Raw genomic sequence first — 24,947 nt, forward strand, 5'->3', positions numbered from 1 at the left:
AGCTGACTGGGCTCAGTATCGCTAGCGACAGCAGCCGCGGCACCGGCCGGCGGCGCGTGCTAGGACAAGATCCCGGCGGCGGGAAACGCTTGCCGCCAGGCCAAGCCGGAGGGTTGCCCCGACATGACTGATTCCGCCGATTCACCGACCGAGGTCGTCGGAAAGTTCATCGCCTGCATCGAAGCGAAGGACCTCGACGGGGCGGCCGCCCACGTCTCCGACGACGTCTATTACGACAACGTGCCGGTGGGCGATATGACTGGCCCCGACGCCATGAAGGAGTTCCTGAGCGGCCTGACGAAGGGCGACGGGCCCGTGGAGTTCGAGGTCGTCCGCCAGACGGCCACCGGCAACACCGTGATGAACGAGCGGGTCGACCGCTTCCACACCGGCTCCGGCCGGCTGATCGAGCTGCCGGTGATGGGGATCTTCGAAGTCAACGACGGCCTGATCACCTTCTGGCGGGACTACTTCGACAACGGCATGTTCATGCGCCAGATCAAGGGCTGAAACCGCGTGGCCTACCAGTACGAGGGATTCGACCTCACTGGCAAAGTCGCTGTCATCACCGGCGGCAACGGCGGCATCGGGCTGGGCTACGCCCGCGGTGTCGCTGCTGCGGGTGCCGACGTCAGCATCTGGGGCACGAATCCCGACAAGAACGCGGCGGCCGAGGCCGAGCTGCGCGAGATCAACCCGTCCGCCAGTGCCCTTCGCTGCGATGTCTCCGACGAGGAGCAGGTGGAAGAGGCCATGGCGGCAGTGGTCGAGCGCTACGGACGGGTCGATGCCTGCTTCCCGAACGCCGGCATCGGCACGCAGAACCAGAAGGGCTTCCACGAGCACTCCAACGAGGACTGGTTCAGCGTCATCGACGTGAACCTGCACGGCGTGTTCTTCACGCTGCGCGCCGCCACCCGCCAGATGATCGCCCAAGGCGAAGGCGGCTCGTTGGTGCTCACCTCGAGCGGCACAGCGATCCAGGGCGCTGCCCGGGGCCAGGCCTATGCAGCCACCAAGGGCGCCATGCTGGCGATGATGATGGGCCTGTCGGTCGAGATGGCCCGCTACAAGATCAACGCCAACGCCGTCATTCCGGGCTGGATCGACACCGCCATGACCGAGCGGCTGTTCACCTGGGACAAGTTCGTCGACAACGTGATGCCCCGCATACCCATGCGCCGATGGGGCGTGCCAGACGACTTCGGTGCCATCGCGGTATATCTCATGAGCGACGCAGCCCGCTGGCACACCGGCGACGTCATCAAGATCGACGGCGGTTTCAGCATCTTCTGACGCCTCGTGCAATTCGCCGTGCGTCATCGATTTACGAAGCTGTGTTAGGTTTTTTGGCGCGGGGATTCCGGCTCGCGCCATCCGAGCGACTGCGCTGTCCCACAGCGATGCCGCATTCGGTGCCACAGCGAGCTGGGCGCTGAGTCACGAGGGGGACATCGTGGAGGAATACGACATTCACATCAAGGACGGCACGATCGTGGACGGGACACGCGTGCCGAGCTTCCGCGGCGACCTGTGGATCTCCGACGGGCGGATCGCCCAGATCGGCGGCCGTCCCGACAAGCCTTCCAAGGAAGTCATCGATGCCGGTGGCTGCATCGTGGCCCCGGGCACCATCGATCTGCACACCCACTACGACGCGCAGATCCGTTGGGATCCCTACTGCTCCATCTCGAGCTGGCACGGGGTGACCTCGGTGGTGCTGGGCAACTGTGGTTTCGGGTTCGCTCCCTGCAAGCCCGACTTCCGCGAGCGGTCGATGCTCACGATGGTGCGCACCGAGGCGATCCCGCTGGCGGCGATGCAGGAGGGCATGCTGCCGAAGTGGGACTGGGAGACCATCCCGGAGTATCTCGACTCGCTGGACCGCACGCCGAAGGGCGTCAACGTCCTGCAGTACATGCCGACGGCGTCGCTGATGATCTACGTGATGGGCCTCGAAGCGGCAAAGACCCGTCCGGCCAACAATGCGGAGCGCAAGGAGATGCAGCGCCTGCTGCACGAGGGCATGGACGCCGGCCTATGCGGCTTTTCCATCCAGCGTCTCGGACCCAACTCCACTCAGGCCGACTTCGACGGCTCGCCGATGGTCACCGACACCATGATCGACGACGACATCTTCGTGCTGGCCGAAGTGCTGCGTGAGCGTGACGAGGGCTTCATCCAGCTCACGCAGGCCACGAGCCCCGACGTCAACAATCCGGAGGATCTCGACTTCAAGCGGCGGCTGGCCGAGGTCAGCGGCCGACCGATCATCGACAACGTGGTGCCGGTGAGCCAGCGCAACCCGCGGGTGCACGAGGAACGGCTCGAATGGCTCGAACAGGCCCACAACGACGGGCTGCGCATCTTCGGCCAGGGCGCCTCCATCCGCACGGGCTTCGCCTTCTCGCTCGACGAGTGGAACCTGTACGACTCGAGCCCGGCGTGGCGCGAAGCAACCACGGGCTCACTCGAGGACAAGATCCGCAAGATGAAAGACCCTGCCGTGCGGGATCGGCTGCGTGCCGAGACCGACGAGGCGGCGACGCTGTTCGCGAACACGCAGGGCGCGGTCGGCGGACCACCCCGCAAGCTGGTCGTGCAGGGCGTGGCGCGACGTCAAGACCTGCAGAAGTACGTGGGCAAGTCGCTGGGCGAGATCGCCGAGATGGAAGGCAAGCACTACATCGACGTGATGTTGGACCTGTCGCTCGAGACCGATCTGAAGACGGAGTTCCTGGGCGAGGGTCCCGAGTTCAACGTGGACCACATGTCGGCGGTGTACACCGACTCGCCGTACACGATCCCTGGCGTGTCCGACGGCGGTGCGCACACCAAGTTCTTCACCGGCGGTGCATGGACGACGGACTTCTTGGCGTGGATCGTGCGTGACGAGCAGCGGCTGACGGTCGAGGAGGCGCACTACCGGATGTCGGCGCTTGCAGCTCATGCGGCCGGATTCCAGGATCGCGGTGTACTGAAGGAGGGCGCCCCAGCCGACGTGCTCGTCTATGACATGGACGAGCTGGCCATCGATCCCGAATGGATCGGCGAGGCCGTCTACGACCTGCCCGGCGGCGAGTGGCGCCGCGTGCAGCGTGCGCATGGCTACCGGCACATCCTGGTGAACGGTGTCGAAACGTTCCAAGACGGGGAGTGCACGGGCGCCACACCGGGCAAGCTCCTGCGCCACGGCCGCGGTTAGAGCTTCTGTGCCGCCCGGCGGGGCGGGTCCTGTCACCACTGTGTTCCCTGCACGGGCGCAAGCGCCCGCGCGCCCCGCAGTCCTCGCAAGCTGCGGGCTGCGGGGGCCCCGTTCGGTGCCACCCACCCCGCCTACCTTGGCGCAGTGGTAGTGCGCGACTAAGTCGTGGCGATGACTTGGGCGAGGGCGGCGACGCCTTCTTGGATGTCGTCTTGGGAGAGGCTGCCGAAGCAGAGGCGCATACGGCGTGCGCCCCAAGCGGGTTCTACTGACCAGGCTGCGCCTTCGTTGAACTGGATGCCTCGCTTGGCCGCTGGCGCCAGATAGCTCGACGTGTCGGTGCCGGCTGGGAATGTGAGCCATACGAAGATGCCGCCCTTGGGGTCGGTCACCTGCACCGGTCCGCCGAGCTTGATCGCCACTTGTGACAGCGCACCCATGTGGGTGTTCACGGCGTGGCGCATCACCGCACATTTCTCTCGCAGCGTTTCCCGCAGCTGGGCTACGTGGTCGTCAAAGTGGGCTGCTGCGTACTCGGCGAGCACGAGCTGTTCGATTGCACCGGTGCCGGCATCGTCCTTGAGGGCCATGAGCTGGCGCACGATGGGCACGTCGCCCACGATGTAGCCGACGCGGAGCGCAGGCGCGATCGACTTGGAGAACGAGCCGCAGTAGATCACTGCGCTCTGTCCGCCGGATTCGGCACAGTCCAGTGCACGCAGCGTCGGTGGACGCTCGCCAGTCCACTGGAGATCGGAATAGCACTCGTCCTCGAATATCGGCACGCCGAAGTGCCGGGCGATGGCCAGGATCTCCCGCCGGCGCTCGACCGGCATCACCGATCCGGTGGGGTTCTGCACCGTCGGGATGGTGTAGATGAAACGGGGCGGCGTGCCGGCCGCAGCCAGCTCGTCGAGCAGGCCGGCAAGCCGTTCCGGAACGATCCCGTCGTCGTCGAGCTCGACGCCGACGCATCTGGATCCTCGCCGGGCGACCTTCGAGATCATCCCCCCGTACGTCGCCTCTTCGGCAACCACGACATCGCCCGGGCGCAGGAACGCCGCATTGACGAGGTCGAGCGCCTGCAACGAACCGGACACCACGAGCACCTGCTCGCTGCTCGTCGGCATGTGTGCATTCGCTGCCAGCGATCCGGCGATGAACTCACGCAACCCGTCGAAGCCCTGCGGATTGCCGCCGAGGTTGTACGTAGCGAGCTCGGAGCCGTGCTTGGTGAGAACTGCCATCGCCGCCTCGGTCAGGCCGCCCACCGGCACGCTCGGCGAGTCGTTGTTCCCGCCGACGAAGCTGAAGCGCGGGATGGGCGTCCACGCCCCCGCCGGCTGAGGCAGGCCCTCGGCCATCTTGGCTGCCATGTCGAACGCGCTCGCTGGCGCGTTGCCGTGCGGTGGGCCGGTCTGCGGCACGATGCTCTCTCCGGTGATGCTCGGCGGGCTCGGCTAGGCGTCCGAGACCACGATTCGCTGGGCGAACAGCCATCGCCCGTCGACCTTGCGGACGATGTCGTCGTAGTGCCCGACCAGCAGGATCCTGCCGCCGTCAGCCAGCGGCTTGACCATCTGCAGGTGGCTGAACACAGTGGCCTCGGATCCGTCGCCGTCGGCCACCACGTTGGTTACCCAGTGCTGTGCCGAGGCGAATTCCGCGTACTGCTCTTCGGTCGAGTACGCGGCGGCGAACGCCCGCAGCTCGTCCCGGCCGTTGAAGGTGCCGACGATCCCGATGAACTGCCCGTCGGGAGCGAACGTATCGGCGTACCCGTCGGCATCGCCGGTGTCGATCGCCTTGTTGTAACGAGAGATGAGGTCCCGTATCTCGACTCGGTCGTCATTTGTCAGTGCCACAGCTCTCCCCCAGTGCTCTGCCGGCCTGTTGGCGTCAACTTACTGCGGCGCGGTTCGCGCAGCTCTGGCCCTCGGGGTGTCGGCTCGTTCTGGGCGTTAGCTATGCCTACTGAACTGCAGCAGGCACCGTCACTATTCAGCATTCGGCCATCTGGATACGTGCCGAGTCCCCTGCTTATACTTCGATTGGTGCGCACGGTCCGGGCATTTCGGTCAAAGCGAGACCGGCGAGACGCCGACCCGGCGGCGCCGGATGACTTGGCCCGGAACGGCCGAGGTCGACACTGGCCGGGGGCACGCTCGATCATCCTCGATGGCGTCACCCACTCGTACAGCCAGGCCCACGGAGTCAGTTCCCCCAAAGGCCTCGATCCCGCCGACGCAATCGCCCAGGGCAGCTATTCGGTATACGACCTGTCGCTGCGTGTCGAGCCCGGCGAGTCGGTCGCGCTGCTCGGCCCCAGCGGTTGCGGCAAGACCACGTTGCTGCGCCTGATCGCAGGCCTCGAACGTCCCCTGGCTGGCACTATTCAGCTCGGCGAGAGGTTCGTCTCGGGACCGCCGGGGCGAGGCGGTTCCTGGGTGGCTCCCGAGTCGCGCCGTGTCGGGATGGTGTTCCAGGACTGGGCGCTGTTCCCGCATCTCACCGTGGGCCGGAATGTCGGCTACGGGCTCGAACGGTCGACACGAACGCCGGGCCGTATCGCCGAAGCACTCGACCTAGTGGGTCTGTCCGGGTTTGCCGAACGCATGCCCTCCACGCTGTCGGGCGGGCAGCAGCAGCGTGTCGCGCTGGCGCGAGCGCTGGCGCCCCGCCCTGGTGTGCTCTTGCTGGACGAGCCCTTCTCCAATCTCGACTCATCGCTGCGCGAGGACGTTCGCAGCGAGGTCCGGCGGCTGCTCATCGAACTGGGCATCACGGCCGTCTTCGTGACCCACGACCAGGACGAGGCCTTTGTGGTCGGCGACCGCGTGGGCGTGCTCTGCGAGGGCCGTCTCGCGCAGGTCGACACACCCGATGGCCTCTACCGCCGACCTGTCGACCCGTTCGTGGCCGACTTCGTGGGCACAGCGTCATGGCTGCGCTGCGGTGCCTCGGATGGCTTTGCGCACACCCCGCTCGGACGCCTCCCTCTCAGCAACGCCGCCGGCGAGAGCGGCAACGGGACGGCATCCAACGCCGCAGACCGAGTTGTCGACGTGATGCTGCGCCCGGAGCAGCTCAGCTTGGCCCAGGGCGCCACAGCCGAAGTCGAACTGGTGGAGTTCTACGGGCACGACTCGATGGTCGTGGCGAATCTCGACGGCACTCAACTGCGCGTGCGCTGCGGACCCGATCCCGAAGTACGTCGCGGCGACTCGGTCGCTGTCGAGTTCACCGGCACCAGCGTCGTTGCATTCGCTTAGCCGCTACCCGCACGCAGCGGGGAGATGACCTGCTCGGCGAAGCGGTGGGCTGGCTCGGCGCTGTCGGGGTTGCCGAAGTCGAGCACGAAGTGGCGGATGCCCACATTCACCAGCGAAGCCAGGAACTCGGCGTACTCGGCAGACTCGCTGTCAGTTGTGGGCAGTGCGCGCTCGACAGTGGTGGACATCTCCAGGCCAGCCGGATCGCGTCCGAGACGCTCGAGCTCGTCCAGCACGATGCCGCACTTGCGCCGTAGCGCTTCGAGATCCCGCCGCCACGGCGTGTTCCAGATGTCGGCATGGCGGGCGGCAACCTTCAGGCCGATCTGCTCTCCCGAGGCTCCGATGCAGATCGGCGGCGGAACTTCAGGCAGCGGTGGCGCTGCAGCACCGTCGATGCGATAGTGCTGCCCTTCGAAGCTGGGGTCATCCCGCGTCCACATCAGCCGGCAGATCGTGACCACCTCTTCGAGCTGGGCAAACCGCACTTTGGGCGAGGGAAATTCGTAGCCGTACGCCTCGTACTCGTCGCCGCGCCAGCCCGCCCCGATGCCCAGGATGAATCGGTTGCCCGACAGGTACTGCAGTGTCGCCGCCATCTTGGCTGTCAAGGCCGGCGGCCGGTAGCCGTGCCCGAGCACGTGGTGGCACAGCTGCACATCGGGCAGGCGAGCCGCACACCAGGTGATCGTTGTCCACGCTTCGAGGAATGGATCAGTCTTGGCGTCGAACCCGTAGAAGTGATCGGCGATCCACAGCGAGTCGAAGTGCCCGATCACCTCGGGCAGCAGCCACTCCACCTGGTCGGCCACGATCGGCCGGTGATCGCTCCACCGGTTGCCGATGCACGGCGACAGCCACCCGAACCTGAGCGAATTCTCCCCAGTCACGGCGTCACACTAACGACGCGCTCGCGATCGCCGCTGGGCGAGCCCGGCGTTTTGCACCTGCCTCACCCGATGGTGGGGTCAGGGGCGGACGGCGCGCTTGTTGGGGCGGCGGGCCAGCTCTTCGAGGACCGGCTGGGCCAGCTTCACGAAGGTGCAGGCCAGGCGCCGGGTCTCGCGTGGATCGATGAGGTCGACGACATCGCCGTGCATCGCGGCCTTGAACGGCGAGCGGAGCCGCAGCAGCCGCTCCTCGATCATCTCCCGATGCGCCTCTGGATCGGGTGCCGCGTCGATCTCACGCCGGTACGCCGCCGCCACGCCGCCCTCGATAGGGATGCCGCCCCACTCCCCCGCAGGCCAACCGAAGCGCAGGTTGAGCGCATGCGGCAGGCCGATGCTGTTGGGCGCATCGGCGGCCACGCCGTAGGACTTGCGGACGTTGAACTCCACCTTGGGCACGCTCGCCTCCGCTGATGCAATCAAGGCACGCACGCCCCGGCGCATGGTGGCCTTGCGCTCAGCAGCAGAGCCCAGCATGAACCCGGGCATGTCCAGGAAGATCAGCATCGGCAGGTTGAACGCGTCGCACAGGTCCACGAAGTGCGCGTACTTGTCGGCGCCGTCGCCGTCCATAGCCCCGGCCAGCCGCATCGGATCGCTGCCGACCACCCCCACGCTGTAACCGTCGAGCCGGGCGAACCCGGTGATGATCGCTCCGGCGTAGTGGCGCCGCATCTCGAAGAACTCGCCGTTGTCGACGACGTGGCGGATGAGCGCCCGGGCGTCGTAGCCGGCTCGCCGGTTGGTGGGAATGATGTTCAGTAACTCCTCGGGCCGGCGATCAGGCGGGTCACCGGTGTCCACGCGAGGTGCCACATGCGCGGTCGTGTTGGGCAAGTACGAGAGGAACTGCCTGATCTGGTCGAACGCGTCCTCTTCGCTCTCGGCCACGTTGTCCACCTGGCCGCTCTCGTACACGTGCATCCGGTAGCCGCCGAGTTCCTCCTTCGACAGCGTCTCACCGGTAGCCCGCTGCACCACTGGCGGGCCTGACGGGAAGATCTGCGACTGGCCCTTCACCATCACCGTGAAGTGAGACATGAGCGCCGCAGCGGCGGGCCAGCCCGCGACCGAACCCATGATTCCCGCAGCCACCGGCACCTTGGTCAGCATTTCCACGCCTTGCCACCACATGTCGCCCTCCGGCAGCGCCATCTGGCCCGACTCCTCATCAGACCGTGAGCTGTGGCCGACGCCTTCGCGCAGCTGCACATAGGGGATGCCGTACGTGATGGCCAGCGGCTGGGCGAACTGGTGCGGGATCTTGTGGACGTTGTGGGGGCTGCCACCCGAGATCGTGAAATCGTCGCCGCCGATCGCCACCGGTCGCCCGTCGAGCTCGGCGAGGCCCATCACGTAGCCGCCGGGCGTGAACCCGATGATGTTGCCCTCGTCGTCGTACTCGGGGCCGCCCATGAGCCCACCCATCTCAATGAACGTGCCCGGGTCGGCCATCTTGGCAATGCGTTCGCGCACCGTGTACCGACCGCCCTGGTGCTGGCGGTCGATGCGTTCAGGGCCACCCATCTCGGCCGCGAGCTCCTTGAGGTACGCGATCTCGGCGATCGCGTCCTCCCAGGACATCCCCGGCTTCCACGTCTCCCGATCCGGATCAACTGGCATTGCGAACTCCCCGCTCGACGCCAACGAGTGATCTCGCTGCGATATGAGATCGAAGAGGAGGCTAGATGGGCACAGATGACGGGGTTCGGTGGCCGCAGTAAGTTTCGGCGGCGAGGCGCAGGCTTCTGGGCGCCGCTGAGACTGACAGGGGACCACGATGGAATTGGGACTGTTCACCATGCCGAGCCACCCGCCCGAGCGCGACCTGCGCGAAGGATGGGAGTGGGATCTTCAGGTCATCGAGTGGGCCGATGAGTTCGGCTTCGGCGAAGCCTGGATCGGCGAGCATCACGCGGCCAAGTGGGAGCCGCATCCTGCGCCGGACCTGCTGACGCTCGCCGCATTGCAGCGCACGAAGTACATCCGCATCGGCCCCGGCGGCTTCCTGATGCCCTACTACCACCCGGCCGAGCTGGCGAACCGCATCTCGCTGCTCGACCACATTTCGCAAGGCCGGCTGAACTTCGGCGTGGCCGCAAGCGGGCTCCCGAGCGACTGGGAGATGTTCGGGGTGGACGGCATGGCCGGCGAGAACCGCGAGATGACCCAGGAATCGGTTGAGTTCATCATGAACCTGTGGACTCAAGAGCCGGGCTGGACCCATGAAGGCAAACACTGGAAAGGCGCGGTGCCCCACGGCATGCCCGACATGGAGCTCGTGCAGCACCTCAAGCCCTTGCAGCAACCTCACCCGCCGATCGGCGTCGCCGGGCTGAACTCGCCCTCGCCGACGCTGGAGATGGCCGGCGAGAAGGGCTGGCTGCCCCTCAGCTTGAATCTGAATCCGCAGTACGTCAGTGGCCACTGGGACTCCTATGAGGCGGGGGCGAAGCGAGCGGGCCGTGAGGCGCACCGCAGCGACTGGCGCATGGTGCGCGAAGTCTTCGTCGCCCCGACCGACGAGGAGGCCTGGGAGCTGTCCTACGGCGGGATGATGGGCCGGATGATGACCGATTACTTCATCCCGCTGCTCGGCGCTTTCGACTTCCACAAGTTCCTCATCGACGAGCGCAACCCGCCTGCGGACGGTGTCGTCACCGTGGAGTACTGCGCCCGCAACAACTGGTTCGTAGGTTCGCCGCAGACCGTCGCCGAGAGCATCGAGAAGGTGTACGCCGACGTCGGCGGCTTTGGTCACCTGCTGCTGTTCTGCTTCGACTACTCCGAAACACCGGAGTCTGCCGAGGCATGGCGCCGCTCGATGGACCTGCTCGCCAACGATGTCATGCCACGGGTGGCACACCTCACCGGAGACTGAACCTGCGCAAACGCTGAGTGCTGCCTCGGCCCGACGAGTCCGGCGACTGGGACGAATACAGTGACAAGCCATGGTGTCGGCACCGCGAGCGGCCACTTCGCCAGCACTTCGGACGCTTCGAACGGAGGCCGAGGCGCTGGTTGAGCTCGGTCGGCGCCGCATCTCCCAGTATTCGGGTATCGGTGCGCGGCGTGCGGCCCGACGGCCGCCGATCTGGCCGCCGGTCCCAGAACTGCCCAAGGGCGACCCCCGTCTCGGACTGCGGGATCGCTGGTACCTGCTGGGTGTGGCCGATCTGGTCGGCAGCCAGCCGGTGCCGACACGCCTACTCGGCGAGGACCTGGTGGCGTGGCGCGACGGTGACGGCGCGGTACGACTTATGGCCGACCTGTGTCCGCACCGGGGCGCCCGGCTGTCGGTCGGCGATGTCGTCGGCGGCCAGTTGCAGTGCGCGTATCACCACTGGCGGTTCGACGGCGATGGCCAGTGCATATCGGTGCCGTCCCAGGGTGGCGCCTGCTCGCTGGCGGAGCGCACCCGCGTCAGCGTGAGCTATCCCGTCCGTGAGCAGGCCGGCTATCTGTGGGCGTGGATCGGCGAGAACGAGCCTGCCCCGCTCAAGCTTCCGCCTGAGTTCACCGACGAGCGCTACTCGACGTTTCCCGAAACCGTGGAATGGGGCGCGAACTGGCTGCTGGCGCTCGAGAACCTCGTGGATCTGATGCACGCGCCGTTCCTGCACGCCCGCTCGATCACCCTCAACGAGGGGATCACCAACGACCGGGTGGTGGTCGACGATCACGACGACGGCTTCGAGGTCCGCCGGCGAGACCAGGCGGGCACCAACTTCGACTGGATCGACATCCACACCGGCGAGCTTGCGTACGTCCGCTTGGACATCCCGCTGCCGCCCAGCGCCGGGCCCGGTCCGCCGCTGCGGATCCTGGGATTCCTGACCCCGCGTGACAATGCCGCGACGCTCGTGCACTTTCCCCGATTCCGTGCGGTGTCGGGCCGCGAGCGTCGTATCTGGCGGACGCTGTACCGGCTGCGCCTGCGCGGCACCCACCTGCACGTGCTCAATCAAGACAAGGAGATGCTGGAGGGCCTGCGCACCGTCGAGGAAGCCCGCCGCGACGAGCACCTCGCCCAGGCTGACCGGCCCGTGGTGCACCTGCGTCGGGCGCTCGAGCCGGACTTCGAGGCGCAACGGCAGCGTTTCGGCCTCGACGAGCCGACGCCCCCGGAACCTCTTGCCCTGGCTGACTGATGCCGGGCCTCACGTAACCTGCGACCGCCGACCACCACAGGACACCAACGATGACCCAGACCGCCGCCGGAGCTGCCGAGCTGGAGGCTCGGATCGACGACATGTGCGCCATGCGCGACAGCCGGCGCGAGGACTGGGACACTTTGGCGTTTCAGACCAAGGCAGGCCCGCAGTACCGGCGCGCGCAGATCCGCTACATCGGCTCGGGCGGCACCGGCAACCACGAGGGTGACGAGCGGGCGCTGGCCGCCGAGCACTTCACCTTCTCCAACATGCTGCTGCCGCCGGGCGCCGAAGGCCCTGAGCACACCCACCACGACGTGGAGGAAGCGTTCTTCGTGCTCGAAGGCGAGCTCGAGGTAACAATCCACGACGGCGATGACTCCGCCAGCCGGCTGCTCGGCTACCGCGATCTCATCAAGATCCCGGCGGGCACTGCTCGATCGCTGCGCAATGTGGGCAAAACAGACGCTCTGTTCGTCGTCATGCTGGGTGCATCGAAGCCCCAGCTGCCCACCTATCCCCCGCACTCCCCCATGGCGGGGATCACGCGGGACTGAATCGTCAGCGCGACCGGCTCCAGCATGAGCCTGCACGGTCGCCGCGTCGTCGTCACCGGCGCCGGGCGCGGTCTCGGCGAAGCCATGGCGCGTGCGATTGCAGCCGAGGGCGGGTCGGTTGTCGTGGCCGAGCAGGTACCCGAGCGCGGCGAGCGGGTCACGAGCGACATCAGGTCTGCCGGCGGTGCTGCCGAGTTCGTCCCGACCGATGTGAGCGACGAGTCGTCGGTCGCCGATCTCGCAGCTCATGTCTCGGGCAGCGGCGGCCTCTGGGGCGTCGTCAACAACGCCGGCCTGGCCGACGCCGTGGGCGGCAAGACGTTCTGGGACATCACGCCCGACGAGTGGGACCGCATTCACACGACCAACGCTCGGGGGCCGTGGCTGGTGAGCCGGGCGCTCGCCCCGCAGATGATCGGCGCAGGCGAAGGCCGGATCGTCAACATCGCCTCGGATGCGGCGCTGTACGGATCGCCGCGGCTTGCGCACTACATCGCCTCGAAGGGAGCGCTTATCGCTCTGACACGGGCCATGGCACGAGAACTGGGAGACCACGGCATCACCGTGAACGCTGTGGCACCAGGGCTGACAGAAGGACCCTCGGCCGAGAGGATCCCTGCGGAGCGACATGCTCTGTACGCCGCCAACCGGGCCATCAGCCGGCCCCAGCAGCCGGAGGACGTGACTGGCGCAGTCACGTTCCTGCTGTCCGAAGACGCCGGCTATATCACCGGTCAGACCATCGTCGTTGACGGCGGCTTCGTGATGCCATGAGTGACGGACCCGCTCGCAACGGCGGCGACTTGCTCGTCGAGGTGCTGAGGACACTCGACGTCGAGGCTGCGTTCGGCGTGGTGAGCGTGCACAACCTGCCGCTGGTTGATGCCCTGACGCATCAGCTGCGATGGGTGCCCACCCGCAGCGAGGCAGCAGCCGTCAACGCCGCCGACGGCTACGCCCGCGTGAACCGCACACCTGGCTGCGCAGTCACCTCCACCGGCACCGGTGCAGCAAATGCAGCCGGTGCACTTGTCGAGGCCCTGACCGCGGGCACGCCGGTACTCCACGTCACCGGCCAGATTCCCAGCGAATACCTAGGGCGCGGCCGTGGTGTGATCCATGAGACCCGGGACCAGCTCGGGCTGCTGCAGGCCTGCTCGGTGTCCGCGGCAACCATCGGAGCAGATGCGCTGTCCAATTTCGCTGCGGCTGCCGGTCGTTTGGGCTGTCACCCGCGTGGACCGGTCAGCCTGGAGTGGCCGATCGACCTGCAGTACGGCGAAACGACCCCGTTCGAGCCACAGACGGGAGGCACTGCGGCGTTCTCGTCAGGTTCGGTCGAAATGCCCGAATCTGACGATGCCGCGCTGGATCGGGCCGTCGAACTCATCGCAACTGCGGAACGGCCGCTGGTGTGGGCGGGCGGCGGTGCGGTCGGCTGCGGGGAACAGATCGACGATCTGCTGCGACAGACCGGCGCCGGCCTGTTCACCTCCAACGCCGGTCGGGGCGTGCTGCCCGAGACCGACGACCGGGTTATCGGCAACTTCGCGGCTTCGGCGGCGGGTGCCGAGTTGCTGGCCGAGGCCGACTTGCTGGTCTCGGTCGGTACGCACTTCCGCTCCAACGAGACCCGCAGCTACCGGCTCGCCATGCCGCCGGTGCACATCCAGATCGATGTCGACTCCGCTGCGGTCGGGCGGGCGTACCCGGCCGATGTCGGGATCGTGGGCGAGGCCGGCGTCGTGCTCGATGCGCTCGGCCAACGACTCGCCAACAGCCGGCCGCGGACGACACCATCGTGGAGCGCTGCAATCACCGCTACTCGAGAGCAGTGCAGAGAGCAGCTGCGCCGCGACATCGGGCCCTATTCGAAGATCTGCGACATCATGACGAGCGTGCTCAGCGATGGGGCACCTCGTGTCCGCGACATCACCATCCCGAACAGCTCGTGGGGCAACCGCCTGCTGCCGATCATCGACCCCGCCACCAACGTGGTGCCCCGCGGCGGCGGTATCGGTCAGGCTGTGGGAATGTCGATCGGCGCCGCAGTCGCCCGTCCCACTGAGCCGACCATGGTGATGGTCGGCGACGGCGGTCTTGCGCCGCAGCTCGGCGAGCTGGCCACCCTCGCCCAGGAGAACCTGCCGGTCACAGTCGTGGTCTTCGACGACCGCGGCTACGGCGTGCTGCGCAACACGCAGGACCGACACCTCGGCCGGCGCTCGGGCGTCGATCTGTTGGCCCCTGATCTTGCTTCGGCAGCAACGGCATTCGACATGGGCTATTCCGATGCGTTAACGCCTGACGACTTCGCCCGTGCGTTCGAGGCAGCCATGAATGCGGGAAGCCCGCAGTTGATCCGGGTGGACTGCGAGGCACTCGGACCGATGCCGGTGCCGTTCGTGCCGCCGGTCGAGATGCCTTCGGTGGACCGATGACCACTCGCGCAACCGACAGATGTCGGGACAAGCTGCGGTGAGCGTGGAGCCAGGATCCTCAGCGGGTCCGTCATCGAGCGGGCTGATCTCGCGTAGCCACCTGGGTATCGAACCGTTCACGCTGACCCGGCCGGCGTCGCTGGCCGACGCGGCGGCCGGCGTAGCAAACGGGGCGTGGGCACACGCGGGCGGCATCGACGTTGCTCAGCGCCTGCGGAACGGCGAATCGACCGAGTCCATGGTGCCGCTAGGTGGCCTCGAGACGCTCACCGAGATCTCGCTGCGTGACGGCGCGCTGTTCATCGGGGCGGCAGTCACGCACGCCGGCATCGAATCCGACGCGCTCGTGCGTGCCCATCGGCCTGATCTGGCTGCCGCGTGGCGAACGATCGGCAACATACGCATCCGCACCGCCGGCACCGTCGGCGGCAACCTCATGTCGCTTGACGCCGGCTACGACGCGGCACCGATCCTTGCAGCGGCAGGCGCCGAGCTGATCTTCCTCGACCCCGGCGGCACCGAGCAGCGCTGCTCGGTGGCCGATCGGGCCGCGGGCAGGCTGCTGGTGGGCTGCGAGGTGCCGCTTGAAGGCCGTGTCGTGTACGACCGATCGCTCAAGCCGGTCGCCTCGGTGGCCGTCGGCGATCGGTACACCGCCATCGGCTGCGCGTATCGCAACGTCGAGATCATCGAACTCGAGTTCGATGCCAACAGCGCTGAGAGAGCCGACGGTGCCCACGGCACCGATGGAACTGTCGATCTCGACGCCGTGCGTGCAGCATTGGACTTGCTCGGCGAGCCGCTGGATGACGCCAATGCCTCATCCGGATACCGGCGCCGCGTGATCGAGGTACTCATCGAGCGCTGCGTGCAAGCGCACGCAGCAGGTGCGCCAGCGAGCCCCGGCGATGATGCCGGACAACTGTCTCCCGGCGACGATGCCCGGCGTGAGAGCGCGGCGCCGACAGGGCAACCCGGCCAAGCGACAACACGACGAGGCGACGGTCATACGGCCGGCAACGCCGGCTCAGTGGATCTTCAGATGCACTTGAACGGCAGCCCATTCGAGGCTGCTGCACCGGTCTCGGAGATGCTGGTTGACACGATCCGCTCCCGGGCCGGCCTCCGTGGCACTCGCGTCGGCTGCGATCAGGCCGTCTGCGGTGCCTGCACGGTGCTGGTCGACGGTCTGCCCACGGCGTCGTGCTCCACGTTCGCTTGGCAGGCCGCCGGGTGCGACATTCACACGATCGAGGCGGCCAACGAGGGCGCCGTCGTCAAGCCGACCGAGAGCCTTCCCGCCGTCGTGCGCGAGGTGCAGCATGCGTTCGCCGAGACCAGCGCATTCCAGTGCGGCTACTGCACACCTGGCCTGATCCTCACGGCCAGCTCCTTGCTGGCGCACCATCCGGATCCCGACCGCAGCACGATGGTGGACTGGCTCGACTCGAATGTGTGCCGCTGCACCGGCTACCTGATGGTGATCGAAGCGGTCGAGGCGGCGGGGGCTGCACTGCGTGACCGGACCGACGCACACCCCGAACCGGCGACATGAACCGGTCGGACGCGTCGCTGAAGGTCACCGGCACAGCTCCGTACGCCGTTGATGTCGCGCTCGCCGGGATGCTGCACGCGAAAGTGCTCCGCTCTCCCCATGCCCATGCGCTCGTCGCCCACATCGACACGGCCGCCGCCGAGCAGGCCCCCGGTGTGCGGGCCGTGCTCACCCGCCGTGACCTGCTCGACGGCGAGCACCGTGGCCGCTGGGCCTCCGCTGACCTCCAGCACCGCCCATCGGATGCGCCACTCGTCGCAGCGCACAGCTACGGCTACTTCATCAAGGACCAGCCGATCTTGGCGCTCGAGCGCGTGCGCTGCATCGGCGACCCGGTGGTCGCCATCGCCGCCGAGACCGAGCTCGATGCGGCCCGGGCGCTCTCGCTGGTGCACGTCACCTACGAGCCGCTGCCGGCGGTCACCAACTTCGACGAAGCGCTCGCAGATGGGGCGTCGGAGATCTTCCCCGAAGCGCCGCTGGGGATGACGCCCGCCTACGGACAGGGTGCAAGCGGCGGTGCCAGGCCGCGCCCCAATGTCTGTTACCGCTTCGGCTACGAGACCGGTGACCCGGCAGCCTTCGAGGGCTGCGACCACGTCTTCACTGACGTCTTCGCGTTCGACGGCCGCCAGCAGCATCTCCACCTCGAACCCTTCGTGGCCGTGGCCAGGTGGTCGGCGCAGGTGACCGGCGACGACAGCCGGCTGGAGCTGTGGTCGAGCTGCCAGAACCCCTTCCCGGTTCGCAAGGAGATGGCCCGCCTATTGGGCATCGGCGAGCAGCGGGTACGCATGCACGTCGGCTATCTCGGCGGCGGCTTCGGGGCCAAGAACGGCTGCAAGACCGAGCCCATCGCAGCGCTGCTGGCGCTCAAGGCTGGCGCGCCGGTGCGCTATTGCCTGACGCTCGACGAAGGCTTCTGGACGATGCGCCAGCACAATGCCCGCCTGACGCTTCGCACCGGCGTCATGGCCGACGGCACGCTGGTGGCCCGCGACGCCGAAGTGCTGCTCGACGCCGGCGCATACGCGGATGCCAGCCCGCTGGTGGCCGAGAAGGCCGGCTACCGGGTCGCTGGGCCGTACCGCTGGCAGCACATCCGCTCGGTCACCGATGCAGTGCTCACCAACACCACGCCGGCCGGACCGTTCCGGGGCTTCGGAGGCACGCAGGCCAACTTCGCCTGCGAGAGCCAGATCGACATGATCGCGGCGAGGCTCGGCATGGACCCGGTGGAGTTGCGCCGTCGCAACCTGATCGGTCTCGGCGAGTCGTACGTGCCGGGCGAGTCGGCCATGGACTCCGATCTCATCGAAGGCCTCGATCTGGTGGCGTCGCACATCGGGATGGACGGCCCACGTCCGGTGGGACGGGGTCGCGGTGTGGCGGTGGGCTTCAAGGACTCGGGCGGGGTGAACAAGCCGGCACAGGCCCGGGTGAAGGTGGCCACTTCGGGCGACGCCTGGGTGCAGTGCGGCACGGTCGAGATGGGCCAAGGCGCACAGACCGCCCTGCGGGAAGTTGCTGCACGCGTGCTCGGCGTGAGCCGCGAGCGGGTCCACTGGTCAGACATCGACACCGACCACACGCCCTTCGACCAGGGCACCAACGCATCGTCGGCGATCTCTGTGATGGGACAGGCGGTGCAGAAGGCCGCTGAGGCAGCCCGGCTGCGTGTCCTGCAGTTCTCCGCCACGGCCTTGGACGTCCCGGTCGAGCAGGTCGATTTCCGGGACGGTTTCGTGATCGTGACACCTCCCGACGGCTCGGGTGAGCCCGAGCGCCGCCCGCTCGCGCCCTTGGTCATGGGCTTCTACGGCGGCACCGGTTACGAGTTCACCGGCGAGGGTTTCTTCAAAGCGCCCACAGACCACCGGGCCCCGCTGGAATCGCCGTGCGTGTCGTGGGAGTACGGCTGGGGCGCTGCGGAGGTGTCGGTGGACGCCGAGACCGGCGCTGTCACGGTGCACCGCCTAGTGGTCTCGGGTGATGCCGGGGCTGTGTTGCACGAGGGCGCCTGCCGGGGGCAGGACGAGGGCGCGGCGATCATGGGGCTAGGCGGTGCCCTGTTCGAGACCATGCGCTTCGACGGCCCCGACTTGACCAACGGCAGGCTCGTCGACTACCGGGTGCCACGGGCCAGCGACCTTCCAGCGGAGTTCGTGTCGATCACCCAGGAGCAGGGCCACGGCCCGGGACCGTTCGGCTCGAAAGGCCTCGGCGAGGGAGCGATGCTGCCGATCGCATCGGCCATCGCGAACGCCGTCGCCGACGCGACTGGTGCCCGCGTCACGTCCATGCCCCTGACTCCGGAAACCGTGCTCGCCGCGCTGGATGAAACACGGGGTGGGCAATGAGCCCTGCCGCGAAGCCAGCATCGTGGGCGATCACCCATCTGCGCCATGTCTCGCTGCGCTGCGCGGCGTTCGACGAGAGCGTCGACTACTACGCCGGGCCGTGGGGGCTGCAGCGACTCGCCGATTCCGATGACGGCACCGCCGTGCTGCGGGCAACAGGCCCAGAGCATCATGTGCTCGAGCTGCATCGAGCAGATCGCAACGGCATCGACCACATCGGCCTGGGTCTCGCCGACGACCGTGCCGTCGACGCTGCGGCAGCCGGGCTGGCAGAACGCAACGTGGCACTGCTGAGCGAGCCCGCCGAGTTGGATCGTGCCGGCGGCGGCTATGGATTCCGGATCGCGGACCCAGAAGGGCGTGTTGTCGAGCTGGCTGCCCGCACGGAGGCGGTCAAACCGCTCGACACCGGTGCCGCGCCGTTCAAGCTCGCGCATGTCGTGCTCAATACCGCAGACATCGAAGCGCTGCGCACCTGGTGGTGCGACGTGCTGGGTTTCCGGGTGAGCGACTGGAGCGAGCGCCAGATGGTGTTCCTGCGCTGCAACGCCGATCATCACTCCATCGCGTTCAACCGGGCCGAGTGGGCCTCGCTCAACCACGTCGCGTACGAAGTCCCATCGCTGGACGCCTACATGGCATCGCTGGGACGTCTCAACCGCGCTGGACACACCGTGGGCTGGGGTCCCGGACGCCACGGGCCGGGCAACAACGCTTTCGGCTACTTCGTCGACCCCGCCGGCACCGTTCCCGAGATCACCGCCGAAGTCCAGCAAGTCGACGAGGCGACGTGGGTGCCGCGTACCTGGCCCCGCACGCCCGAGCTGTCCGACCGCTGGGGCACGGCTGGCCCGCCTTCGCCCGAGATGCGCCAGCACATGGCCGGAGCGCCCGAATAGCCGACAGTTCTGCTGAGTTGGCTGCTCAGCTAACCGAGCTGCTGCAGGGAAGCGGCTGCGCCGTCGACGGCTTCCTGGGAACTGCAGATCAGCACGATCGCCGGGTCGTGCGCGCTGGCGGCAGGCACGATGCGCCAGCTCCTGGCTACGGCCTGCACCTCGTGGCAGCCTCCGTCAGAGCTGGAGAACCAGCCTTTTGCCCGCATCAGGCCCGGCGGTGATGATTCGAACCAGCGGGCGACTTCGGCCACCTCCCACGGTCTTGCCGGCGTCACGACAGCACTTGCCACGTCGAAGGGGTGATCGCTCACGTCGGTTGGGAAGGTCGCTCCACGCAGAGCAGCGCCGAGCAGCAGCCGAGGGTCGATGCGGCCGTGCACCGCGGGAACGACCATCCGGCCGGGCGCAAGCCGGCCGAGTCGGTCGGTGAGAGCCGCAACCTCGTCGCCGTCAACTTGGTCCACCTTCGACAGCACCACTAGGTGAGCCACGTCGATCTGACGACGTACGGCGGGCCCGACGCGCAAGTCGCCCAACTGTGAAGCCAGCTGCTGCGCGTCCACCACGGCAACAACACCGTCGAGCATGCAGCCCGCAGCCCCCTCGGCTGCCAGCGCCAGCGTGGCGGGATCGGCGACCCCGCTGGCTTCCACCACGATGGCATCGCTCATTCGGGCGCCAGCCAACTCTTCCAAGGTCTCAGCGAGGTCGTCTACCAGTGCACAGCAGGCGCATCCGTTGGTGAGCTCGACCCGATCAGGCGTTCGTGACGCGACCTGCAACCCCTCAATAGCTGCAGCGTCGATGTTCACGGGCCCGATGTCGTTCACCACCGCGGCGATGCGAAGCCCGGCAGGTTCGGCCAGCAGCCGGCGCAGCACCGTGGTCTTTCCGCTGCCGAGGAAGCCCGTCAGCACCGTGACGCCGACGTCTTCTGCACCGCTGTCGCCGGGCCGCCGCCGTGCCGCTGCGATCGAGCCGACTGTGGTCTGCCACGCAGCGTCGAACTCGTCGATGCCCCCGGGCTGCGCTCGCAGCAGCCCCGGATCGCCCGAGTTCGTTTCGGTGTTCATATGCCTCAGTAGATCCGGGGCACGATGCGCCACGGCACCTCGCTGCGGTACCGCTCCCACAGCTCGCCGTACTTGGCCGCGCAGCGCCGGTCGTCATCGCGTTCACGCGGCACCAGCAGCAGCACGTAGTACAGCGGGTACAGCCACGGCCAGACCACCGCAGGCCAACCCAGGGCTAGCGCGAGCCCGGTCGCCATCGCGATCTCGCCCAAGTAGTTGACGTGCCGAGACAGACCCCAGAATCCGCTGGCGAGCACTTGGCGCTCGCCGTCGGACAGCGCCCGGGGAGCCAGCCCCAGGAATGACCGCTCGGGATTTCGCTTGAAGCTGTACTTCTGCATGTTCGATCCGCGCGCCAGCGTCCATCCGAACAGGAACACGACGGCGGCGAGCACCGCCAGCCAGGCAGGTGCATGCGGATTCGGGCGATCTGCCACCGCCCACAGCCCGACGGCGTAGAAGTACGGGTACCAGCACAGGCAGCCCCACACGAGCTTGAACCCCACCCGTTCCGCGAAGAGGTCATAGGTGTACAGGTGGACGTGCTCGAAGAACAGGTAGTCGCACACGAACCAGCTGAACAGCACCACATACAGCACGACTCCCGGTGACACGTCATCGGGGTACGTCTCGACGTGATGGGCGGCAAACGAGAGCAGGTTGAGCTCGAGCAGCGTCGCGCCCGCCAGGTACAGGTACATCTTGGCGTCGGCGCGGCCGCCGAACGGCTGCGGGTTGGCCCGGCGACCGAGATAGAGCTCAGCCAGCAGCCGCTTTCCCCCGGGCGGTGCCCCCAGCACCACCGCAGCCGATGCCAGCAGCCCCAGCGTCACCGCACCTGCAGCCCCCGACCAGCGGTGGTGCCACAGCCAGTCCCACGCAATGACGCCGGTGGCGCATGCGACGCACCACAGCCCCACGGTGACCGCGAAGACCAGCAGGCCGTTGATGCGGTAGCTCAGCGCTTCGCCGCTGCGTTCGTGGCGCGCGTAGCCGGTCACACGCCGCGCCGGAAGCACGAGGTGCAGCACGCCGATGACGGCAAAGGCGGCCCACGGGGCGAAGAAGCCCGCCAAGAAGTCGATCACGTCACGTCTCTCGTGCTCCTGCCGATGACGCGCACGGCGCTGCGGCGGCTCAGCAGCCGCCCCATGAGCACCGCTGTCATGCGGTTGACGAATCCCGGCACGAAGCGAGGCCCCCGGCTGAGCGCATCGAGGGTCTGACGAGCGGCCTCCTGGGGACTCAGCATGCCGGGCACCTTCTTGCCGAAGTTCTTCTGGTATCCCGGGGTAGGCATGGCCCCGGCGCAGCAGGCAACCACATCGATACCGCTCGACCGAAGCTCGTACCACAGGCTCTCGGCGAGGTGAGTGTTGAAGGCCTTGCTCGCTGCATAGACGGCGATATGGGGCGTCCCCTGGAGGCCCGACAGCGAGGACATCAGAACCACGGCTCCCCGCCCCCGATCGCACATCGCCGGAGCCAGCACCCGCACTGCCAGCATCGGGCCGCGCACATTGACATCCACCGCTCGGGTGATCCCGAATTCGGAATTGTCCAGGAACGGGCCCAACGGCGCGAATGCCGCGTTGTAGATCACGACTCCCACGTCCAGGCCGCTGGCTGCCGTTGCGAGCTGCTCGACGAAGGCCGGATCAGCCAGATCGGCCACGACGCAGCGAACCTCGATGCCGTGAGCCTCAGTGAGCTCCCCGGCGACTTCGGCGAGCAGGTGACCCCGGCGTGCCACCAGCACCAGGTTCATGCCCCGTGCTGCCAGCTCTGCTGCGAACGCCGCGCCGAGTCCCTCAGAAGCGCCGGCCACCACGGCCCATGCCCCATATCTGTCCGGCAGGGAACGCTGGCGTCGCCTCACGAGGTCGGCTCGCCTCCGAGCACCGTGTCCACCACGTCGATGTCCCGCAGCGCCAGCGGGTCGACCTCGTAGGGATCGTCGTCGAGCACGGTGAAGTCGGCCAGCTTGCCGGCCTCGATCGACCCCAACCGGTCGTCGCGGGCCAGCACGTGGGCTGCGTCGATGGTGACTGCACGCAGCGCCCGATCCACCGAGATCCGCTCCCCTGGCGCCATGACGGTCTCACCGTCGGCGCCCACCCGGTTGACCGCACACCACACGGCCAACAGCGGCGACAGCGGCGTGACGACGAGGTTGAAGTCGCTGTGCAGCGCGAACGTGGCACCGGCCCGCTCCAGCGAGCCCAGCCGGGCCGTGGCCTCGCTGCGGTCAGGACCGAACCCGTGATCGGCGTGCAGTTGCGCACGGAAGTGCACGAAGTAGATGTTCACGCTGGCCAGCCCGCCCAGCGCCGCCAGGCGCTTCGCCTGCGCCGGTGTCGAGATGCAGTAGTGCTCGATGGTGAAGCGGTGGTCGAATCGCGGCTGTTCGGCCTGCAGCGCAGCGAGCGTGTCGAGCGTCATGTCGACCGTGCGGTCGCCGTTGGCGTGGGAGTGGATCTGCACGCCCGCCTGCCAGAACGGCCGCATGCGCTCCACCATGTCCTCCCATGGAACCTCGCCGGTGTGGGCGGTGTCTTCGTCGAGGTATCCGGGCGAGTTCATCACCAGCGTCATCGACGGGTACGAGCCGTCGTTCACGTACTTCACGCCGTGGGTGTTGAGGCGGTCGTCGCCCTCGGCTCGCTTGGAAGCCAGGAAGTCGAGCATCTCGGTGCCGTAGGTGCGCACCAGTTTCGGCTCGAAGGGGATCATGTAGATGCGTAGCGGAAACGTGCCCTCGGCGATGGCCGCTGCGTGGTCGTCCCATTCGGGTTCGAACCCGTCGGCCATCCCCCACACCAGATCGGCCGTGGTGGTGACCCCGGCAGCGCAGGCCACCGCCCCCATGCGGTCAATGGCAGTCCGGCCGGTGCCCGGCCCGAAGATCGACGCCGCAACTGGCCGGTTGGCCCGCGCGGTCGCCTCGGTCTCCACGAACCAGCCGTTCAGCCGGCCGTCGGCGAAGCGGCCTAAGCCGTGCCCAATCGAGTCGTCGTCGACGCCGATCAGCTCGAGCATCGGCGAGTTCGCGTAGACGATGTGCGGCGCGTAGGCGCACACCCACAGCGGCACGGTGTCGCTGATCTCGTCGAGCATGTCACGGTCGAGGTGACCGTTCTGGCTGGCGGGGTCGTAACCCCAGGCCGTGAGGGGTTCGCTGGGATCGGCATGCTCGGCGGCCAGCGCCCGGAGCTGATGCAGCACGGCGTCACGACTCGGCAGCCCCTTGCGTATTCCGGTCGGCGAGGCCGAGTCGATCGGGCCCACGTAGTGCAGCCCCATGTAAGTGCCGCTCAGCCGCAGGTGAGTGTGTGGGTCGATGAAACCCGGGAAGATGACGTTGTCGGCGTAGCGGTCGTCGACGTCGTAGGGGTAGCGCCGCAGCCACGGCTGCATCGACTCCATCGAGCCCACCGACACGATGCGCCCGTCTGCGACGGCGACGGCGCTGCCGTGGGGTCTGCCGGGATCCATCGTGTGGATCCGGGCCGCCGGGTACACCGTGATCTGTTCCATGCGCCACCCCGCTCGTGCTGTGGGCGTCCCACCCGGTTCTAGTTCAGCGCACCGACGAGATGAAGGTCTCCAGTGCGGCGATGTGCTCGGCCGTGCTCTGCAAGTTGGCAGCCGGATTGCCGCCCCACTCGCACGTGGTGCTCTGGCAGTTGATGGAGAAGTGGCTGAAGCCCGCCGACCGAGACTCATCCACCAGCGCTGTCCATCGTTCAGGACCGATGCCGAAGTTGGCCTCGCCCTCCAAGGCGAACCCAGCCGGATCGCGTCCCTGTTCGGCGAGCAACTCCCGCAGCCGGTCGGCCAACGCGACGGTGTCGGGCCCCGAGTCGCCGAAGGTGAAGCCGTCGCCCAGGCGCGCAGCGCGCCGCAGGGCTGCCGGCGTGTAGCCGCCGAACCAGATCGGGATGCGCCGTGCAGGGCGGGGCTGGATGCCCGCCCGGTCGATGCGGTGGAACTCGCTGGCGTAGTCGATGACGTCGTTGTCCCACAGCGCCCGGATGACCGCGATCTGGTCGTCCAGCAGCGCGCCGCGCCGCTCCCAGTCGGCGCCGAGCGACTCGTACTCGATGTAGTTCCAGCCCGAGCCCACGCCCAGGCGGAAGCGCCCGCCCGACAGCACGTCGACTTCGGCCGCCTGCTTGGCCACCAGTGCAGCCTGTCGCTGCGGCAGGATGATGATGCCGGTCTCGAACTCGATCGTGCTGGTGACACCGGCCAGGTAGCCGAAGAGCACGAACGGCTCATGGAAGTCGTCGTGCTCGGTGTAGGGGCCCCAGAAAGCCGGCTCTCGTCCGGCGTGCTCGGCACCGAGCACATGGTCATAGGTCACGATGTGGGAAAAGCCGAGCGATTCGGCGGCCTGCGCCCAGTCGCGCAGGGCGAGCGGGTCCGAGCCGATCTCGCACGTCGGCAGGACGGCGCCGAGCTTCATGGGCCGCACTTCA

21 protein-coding genes are annotated in these 24,947 nt (G+C 67.7%); 12 read left to right on the plus strand and 9 right to left on the minus strand.

Annotated elements, in window-relative coordinates:
* Window positions 1-123 precede the first annotated feature (123 nt).
* From ACOGXD_RS14505 to ACOGXD_RS14515, 3 genes are all read left to right on the plus strand, one after another.
* The gene (locus tag ACOGXD_RS14505) at window positions 124-510 is read left to right on the plus strand and encodes a limonene-1,2-epoxide hydrolase family protein (RefSeq protein WP_419915726.1); all 387 of its coding nucleotides are present in this window, start codon (window positions 124-126) and stop codon (window positions 508-510) included.
* 6 nt (window positions 511-516) lie between these two features.
* Entirely contained in the window at window positions 517-1,296 is a 780-nt protein-coding gene (locus ACOGXD_RS14510; protein WP_419915727.1) for an SDR family NAD(P)-dependent oxidoreductase, read from the plus strand.
* A gap of 160 nt (window positions 1,297-1,456) precedes the next feature.
* Window positions 1,457-3,205, plus strand: a complete 1,749-nt coding sequence (locus ACOGXD_RS14515; RefSeq protein ID WP_419915728.1) for an N-acyl-D-amino-acid deacylase family protein — start codon at window positions 1,457-1,459, stop codon at window positions 3,203-3,205.
* Between the two features lie 158 nt (window positions 3,206-3,363).
* On the opposite strand, the gene ACOGXD_RS14520 is transcribed toward ACOGXD_RS14515, so the two are convergent.
* Window positions 3,364-4,632 (minus strand): PLP-dependent aminotransferase family protein, encoded by a 1,269-nt coding sequence (locus ACOGXD_RS14520; protein WP_419915729.1) that lies wholly within the window; start codon window positions 4,630-4,632, stop codon window positions 3,364-3,366.
* A 33-nt stretch (window positions 4,633-4,665) separates the two neighbouring features.
* The gene (locus ACOGXD_RS14525; RefSeq protein WP_419915730.1) at window positions 4,666-5,070 is read right to left on the minus strand and encodes a nuclear transport factor 2 family protein; all 405 of its coding nucleotides are present in this window, start codon (window positions 5,068-5,070) and stop codon (window positions 4,666-4,668) included.
* A gap of 189 nt (window positions 5,071-5,259) precedes the next feature.
* Here ACOGXD_RS14525 and ACOGXD_RS14530 point away from each other — a divergent pair, with 189 nt between their 5' ends.
* On the plus strand, window positions 5,260-6,477 hold the full coding sequence (locus ACOGXD_RS14530; protein WP_419915731.1) for an ABC transporter ATP-binding protein: 1,218 nt from the start codon (window positions 5,260-5,262) through the stop codon (window positions 6,475-6,477).
* On the opposite strand, the gene ACOGXD_RS14535 is transcribed toward ACOGXD_RS14530, so the two are convergent.
* Together ACOGXD_RS14535 and ACOGXD_RS14540 are read right to left on the minus strand one after the other, a co-directional pair.
* On the minus strand, window positions 6,474-7,367 hold the full coding sequence (locus ACOGXD_RS14535) for an LLM class flavin-dependent oxidoreductase (protein ID WP_419915732.1): 894 nt from the start codon (window positions 7,365-7,367) through the stop codon (window positions 6,474-6,476). The two genes, ACOGXD_RS14530 and ACOGXD_RS14535, sit on opposite strands and share 4 nt — an antisense overlap.
* A 78-nt stretch (window positions 7,368-7,445) precedes the next feature.
* Window positions 7,446-9,050 carry an acyl-CoA carboxylase subunit beta gene (locus ACOGXD_RS14540; protein WP_419915733.1) on the minus strand — a complete coding sequence of 535 codons (1,605 nt, stop codon included), beginning with the start codon at window positions 9,048-9,050 and terminating at the stop codon, window positions 7,446-7,448.
* A 157-nt stretch (window positions 9,051-9,207) separates the two neighbouring features.
* Between ACOGXD_RS14540 and ACOGXD_RS14545 the strand changes: the two genes are divergently transcribed.
* From ACOGXD_RS14545 to ACOGXD_RS14580, 8 genes are all read left to right on the plus strand, one after another.
* Window positions 9,208-10,308 (plus strand): LLM class flavin-dependent oxidoreductase, encoded by a 1,101-nt coding sequence (locus ACOGXD_RS14545; protein WP_419915734.1) that lies wholly within the window; start codon window positions 9,208-9,210, stop codon window positions 10,306-10,308.
* 70 nt (window positions 10,309-10,378) lie between these two features.
* On the plus strand, window positions 10,379-11,578 hold the full coding sequence (locus ACOGXD_RS14550; protein ID WP_419915735.1) for a Rieske 2Fe-2S domain-containing protein: 1,200 nt from the start codon (window positions 10,379-10,381) through the stop codon (window positions 11,576-11,578).
* A gap of 50 nt (window positions 11,579-11,628) precedes the next feature.
* Window positions 11,629-12,138, plus strand: a complete 510-nt coding sequence (locus ACOGXD_RS14555) for a cupin domain-containing protein (protein ID WP_419915736.1) — start codon at window positions 11,629-11,631, stop codon at window positions 12,136-12,138.
* 24 nt (window positions 12,139-12,162) lie between these two features.
* Window positions 12,163-12,912: a 3-oxoacyl-ACP reductase family protein gene (locus ACOGXD_RS14560; protein WP_419915737.1), complete on the plus strand. Its 750-nt coding sequence runs from the start codon at window positions 12,163-12,165 to the stop codon at window positions 12,910-12,912.
* Window positions 12,909-14,579: a thiamine pyrophosphate-binding protein gene (locus ACOGXD_RS14565; RefSeq protein ID WP_419915738.1), complete on the plus strand. Its 1,671-nt coding sequence runs from the start codon at window positions 12,909-12,911 to the stop codon at window positions 14,577-14,579. Before ACOGXD_RS14560 ends, ACOGXD_RS14565 begins: the two co-directional genes overlap by 4 nt.
* 43 nt (window positions 14,580-14,622) lie before the next feature.
* Window positions 14,623-16,134: an FAD binding domain-containing protein gene (locus ACOGXD_RS14570; RefSeq protein ID WP_419915739.1), complete on the plus strand. Its 1,512-nt coding sequence runs from the start codon at window positions 14,623-14,625 to the stop codon at window positions 16,132-16,134.
* On the plus strand, window positions 16,131-18,494 hold the full coding sequence (locus ACOGXD_RS14575) for a xanthine dehydrogenase family protein molybdopterin-binding subunit (protein ID WP_419915740.1): 2,364 nt from the start codon (window positions 16,131-16,133) through the stop codon (window positions 18,492-18,494). Before ACOGXD_RS14570 ends, ACOGXD_RS14575 begins: the two co-directional genes overlap by 4 nt.
* Window positions 18,491-19,393: a VOC family protein gene (locus ACOGXD_RS14580; RefSeq protein WP_419915741.1), complete on the plus strand. Its 903-nt coding sequence runs from the start codon at window positions 18,491-18,493 to the stop codon at window positions 19,391-19,393. The genes ACOGXD_RS14575 and ACOGXD_RS14580 overlap by 4 nt, the downstream gene beginning before the upstream one ends.
* Before the next feature lie 29 nt (window positions 19,394-19,422).
* Here ACOGXD_RS14580 and ACOGXD_RS14585 read toward each other — a convergent pair whose 3' ends face one another.
* From ACOGXD_RS14585 to ACOGXD_RS14605, 5 genes are read right to left on the minus strand one after another with little or no spacing between them, the layout of a single operon-like run.
* Window positions 19,423-20,466: a CobW family GTP-binding protein gene (locus tag ACOGXD_RS14585; protein ID WP_419915742.1), complete on the minus strand. Its 1,044-nt coding sequence runs from the start codon at window positions 20,464-20,466 to the stop codon at window positions 19,423-19,425.
* Between the two features lie 5 nt (window positions 20,467-20,471).
* Window positions 20,472-21,554 carry a DUF1295 domain-containing protein gene (locus tag ACOGXD_RS14590; RefSeq protein WP_419915743.1) on the minus strand — a complete coding sequence of 361 codons (1,083 nt, stop codon included), beginning with the start codon at window positions 21,552-21,554 and terminating at the stop codon, window positions 20,472-20,474.
* Window positions 21,551-22,294, minus strand: coding sequence for an SDR family NAD(P)-dependent oxidoreductase (locus tag ACOGXD_RS14595; protein WP_419915744.1), 744 nt, complete (start codon window positions 22,292-22,294; stop codon window positions 21,551-21,553). The genes ACOGXD_RS14590 and ACOGXD_RS14595 overlap by 4 nt, the downstream gene beginning before the upstream one ends.
* A 47-nt stretch (window positions 22,295-22,341) precedes the next feature.
* Window positions 22,342-24,003 (minus strand): amidohydrolase, encoded by a 1,662-nt coding sequence (locus ACOGXD_RS14600; RefSeq protein WP_419915745.1) that lies wholly within the window; start codon window positions 24,001-24,003, stop codon window positions 22,342-22,344.
* Window positions 24,004-24,046: 43 nt separating this feature from the next.
* Window positions 24,047-24,934 carry an LLM class F420-dependent oxidoreductase gene (locus ACOGXD_RS14605; RefSeq protein WP_419915746.1) on the minus strand — a complete coding sequence of 296 codons (888 nt, stop codon included), beginning with the start codon at window positions 24,932-24,934 and terminating at the stop codon, window positions 24,047-24,049.
* Window positions 24,935-24,947 lie beyond the last annotated feature (13 nt).

This window comes from Candidatus Poriferisodalis sp., assembly GCF_965204125.1.
Lineage (GTDB): Bacteria > Actinomycetota > Acidimicrobiia > Acidimicrobiales > Poriferisodalaceae > Poriferisodalis.

What these genes read in the sequence shown, in the direction of transcription:
- ACOGXD_RS14575 (WP_419915740.1), top strand. Translation starts at nt 16,131, where the DNA reads ATGAACCGGTCGGACGCGTCGCTGAAGGTCACCGGCACAGCTCCGTAC.
- ACOGXD_RS14555 (WP_419915736.1), top strand. Translation starts at nt 11,629, where the DNA reads ATGACCCAGACCGCCGCCGGAGCTGCCGAGCTGGAGGCTCGGATCGAC.
- ACOGXD_RS14545 (WP_419915734.1), top strand. Translation starts at nt 9,208, where the DNA reads ATGGAATTGGGACTGTTCACCATGCCGAGCCACCCGCCCGAGCGCGAC.
- ACOGXD_RS14600 (WP_419915745.1), bottom strand. Translation starts at nt 24,003, where the DNA reads ATGGAACAGATCACGGTGTACCCGGCGGCCCGGATCCACACGATGGAT.
- ACOGXD_RS14565 (WP_419915738.1), top strand. Translation starts at nt 12,909, where the DNA reads ATGAGTGACGGACCCGCTCGCAACGGCGGCGACTTGCTCGTCGAGGTG.
- ACOGXD_RS14580 (WP_419915741.1), top strand. Translation starts at nt 18,491, where the DNA reads ATGAGCCCTGCCGCGAAGCCAGCATCGTGGGCGATCACCCATCTGCGC.
- ACOGXD_RS14550 (WP_419915735.1), top strand. Translation starts at nt 10,379, where the DNA reads ATGGTGTCGGCACCGCGAGCGGCCACTTCGCCAGCACTTCGGACGCTT.
- ACOGXD_RS14505 (WP_419915726.1), top strand. Translation starts at nt 124, where the DNA reads ATGACTGATTCCGCCGATTCACCGACCGAGGTCGTCGGAAAGTTCATC.
- ACOGXD_RS14585 (WP_419915742.1), bottom strand. Translation starts at nt 20,466, where the DNA reads ATGAACACCGAAACGAACTCGGGCGATCCGGGGCTGCTGCGAGCGCAG.
- ACOGXD_RS14560 (WP_419915737.1), top strand. Translation starts at nt 12,163, where the DNA reads ATGAGCCTGCACGGTCGCCGCGTCGTCGTCACCGGCGCCGGGCGCGGT.
- ACOGXD_RS14540 (WP_419915733.1), bottom strand. Translation starts at nt 9,050, where the DNA reads ATGCCAGTTGATCCGGATCGGGAGACGTGGAAGCCGGGGATGTCCTGG.
- ACOGXD_RS14605 (WP_419915746.1), bottom strand. Translation starts at nt 24,934, where the DNA reads ATGAAGCTCGGCGCCGTCCTGCCGACGTGCGAGATCGGCTCGGACCCG.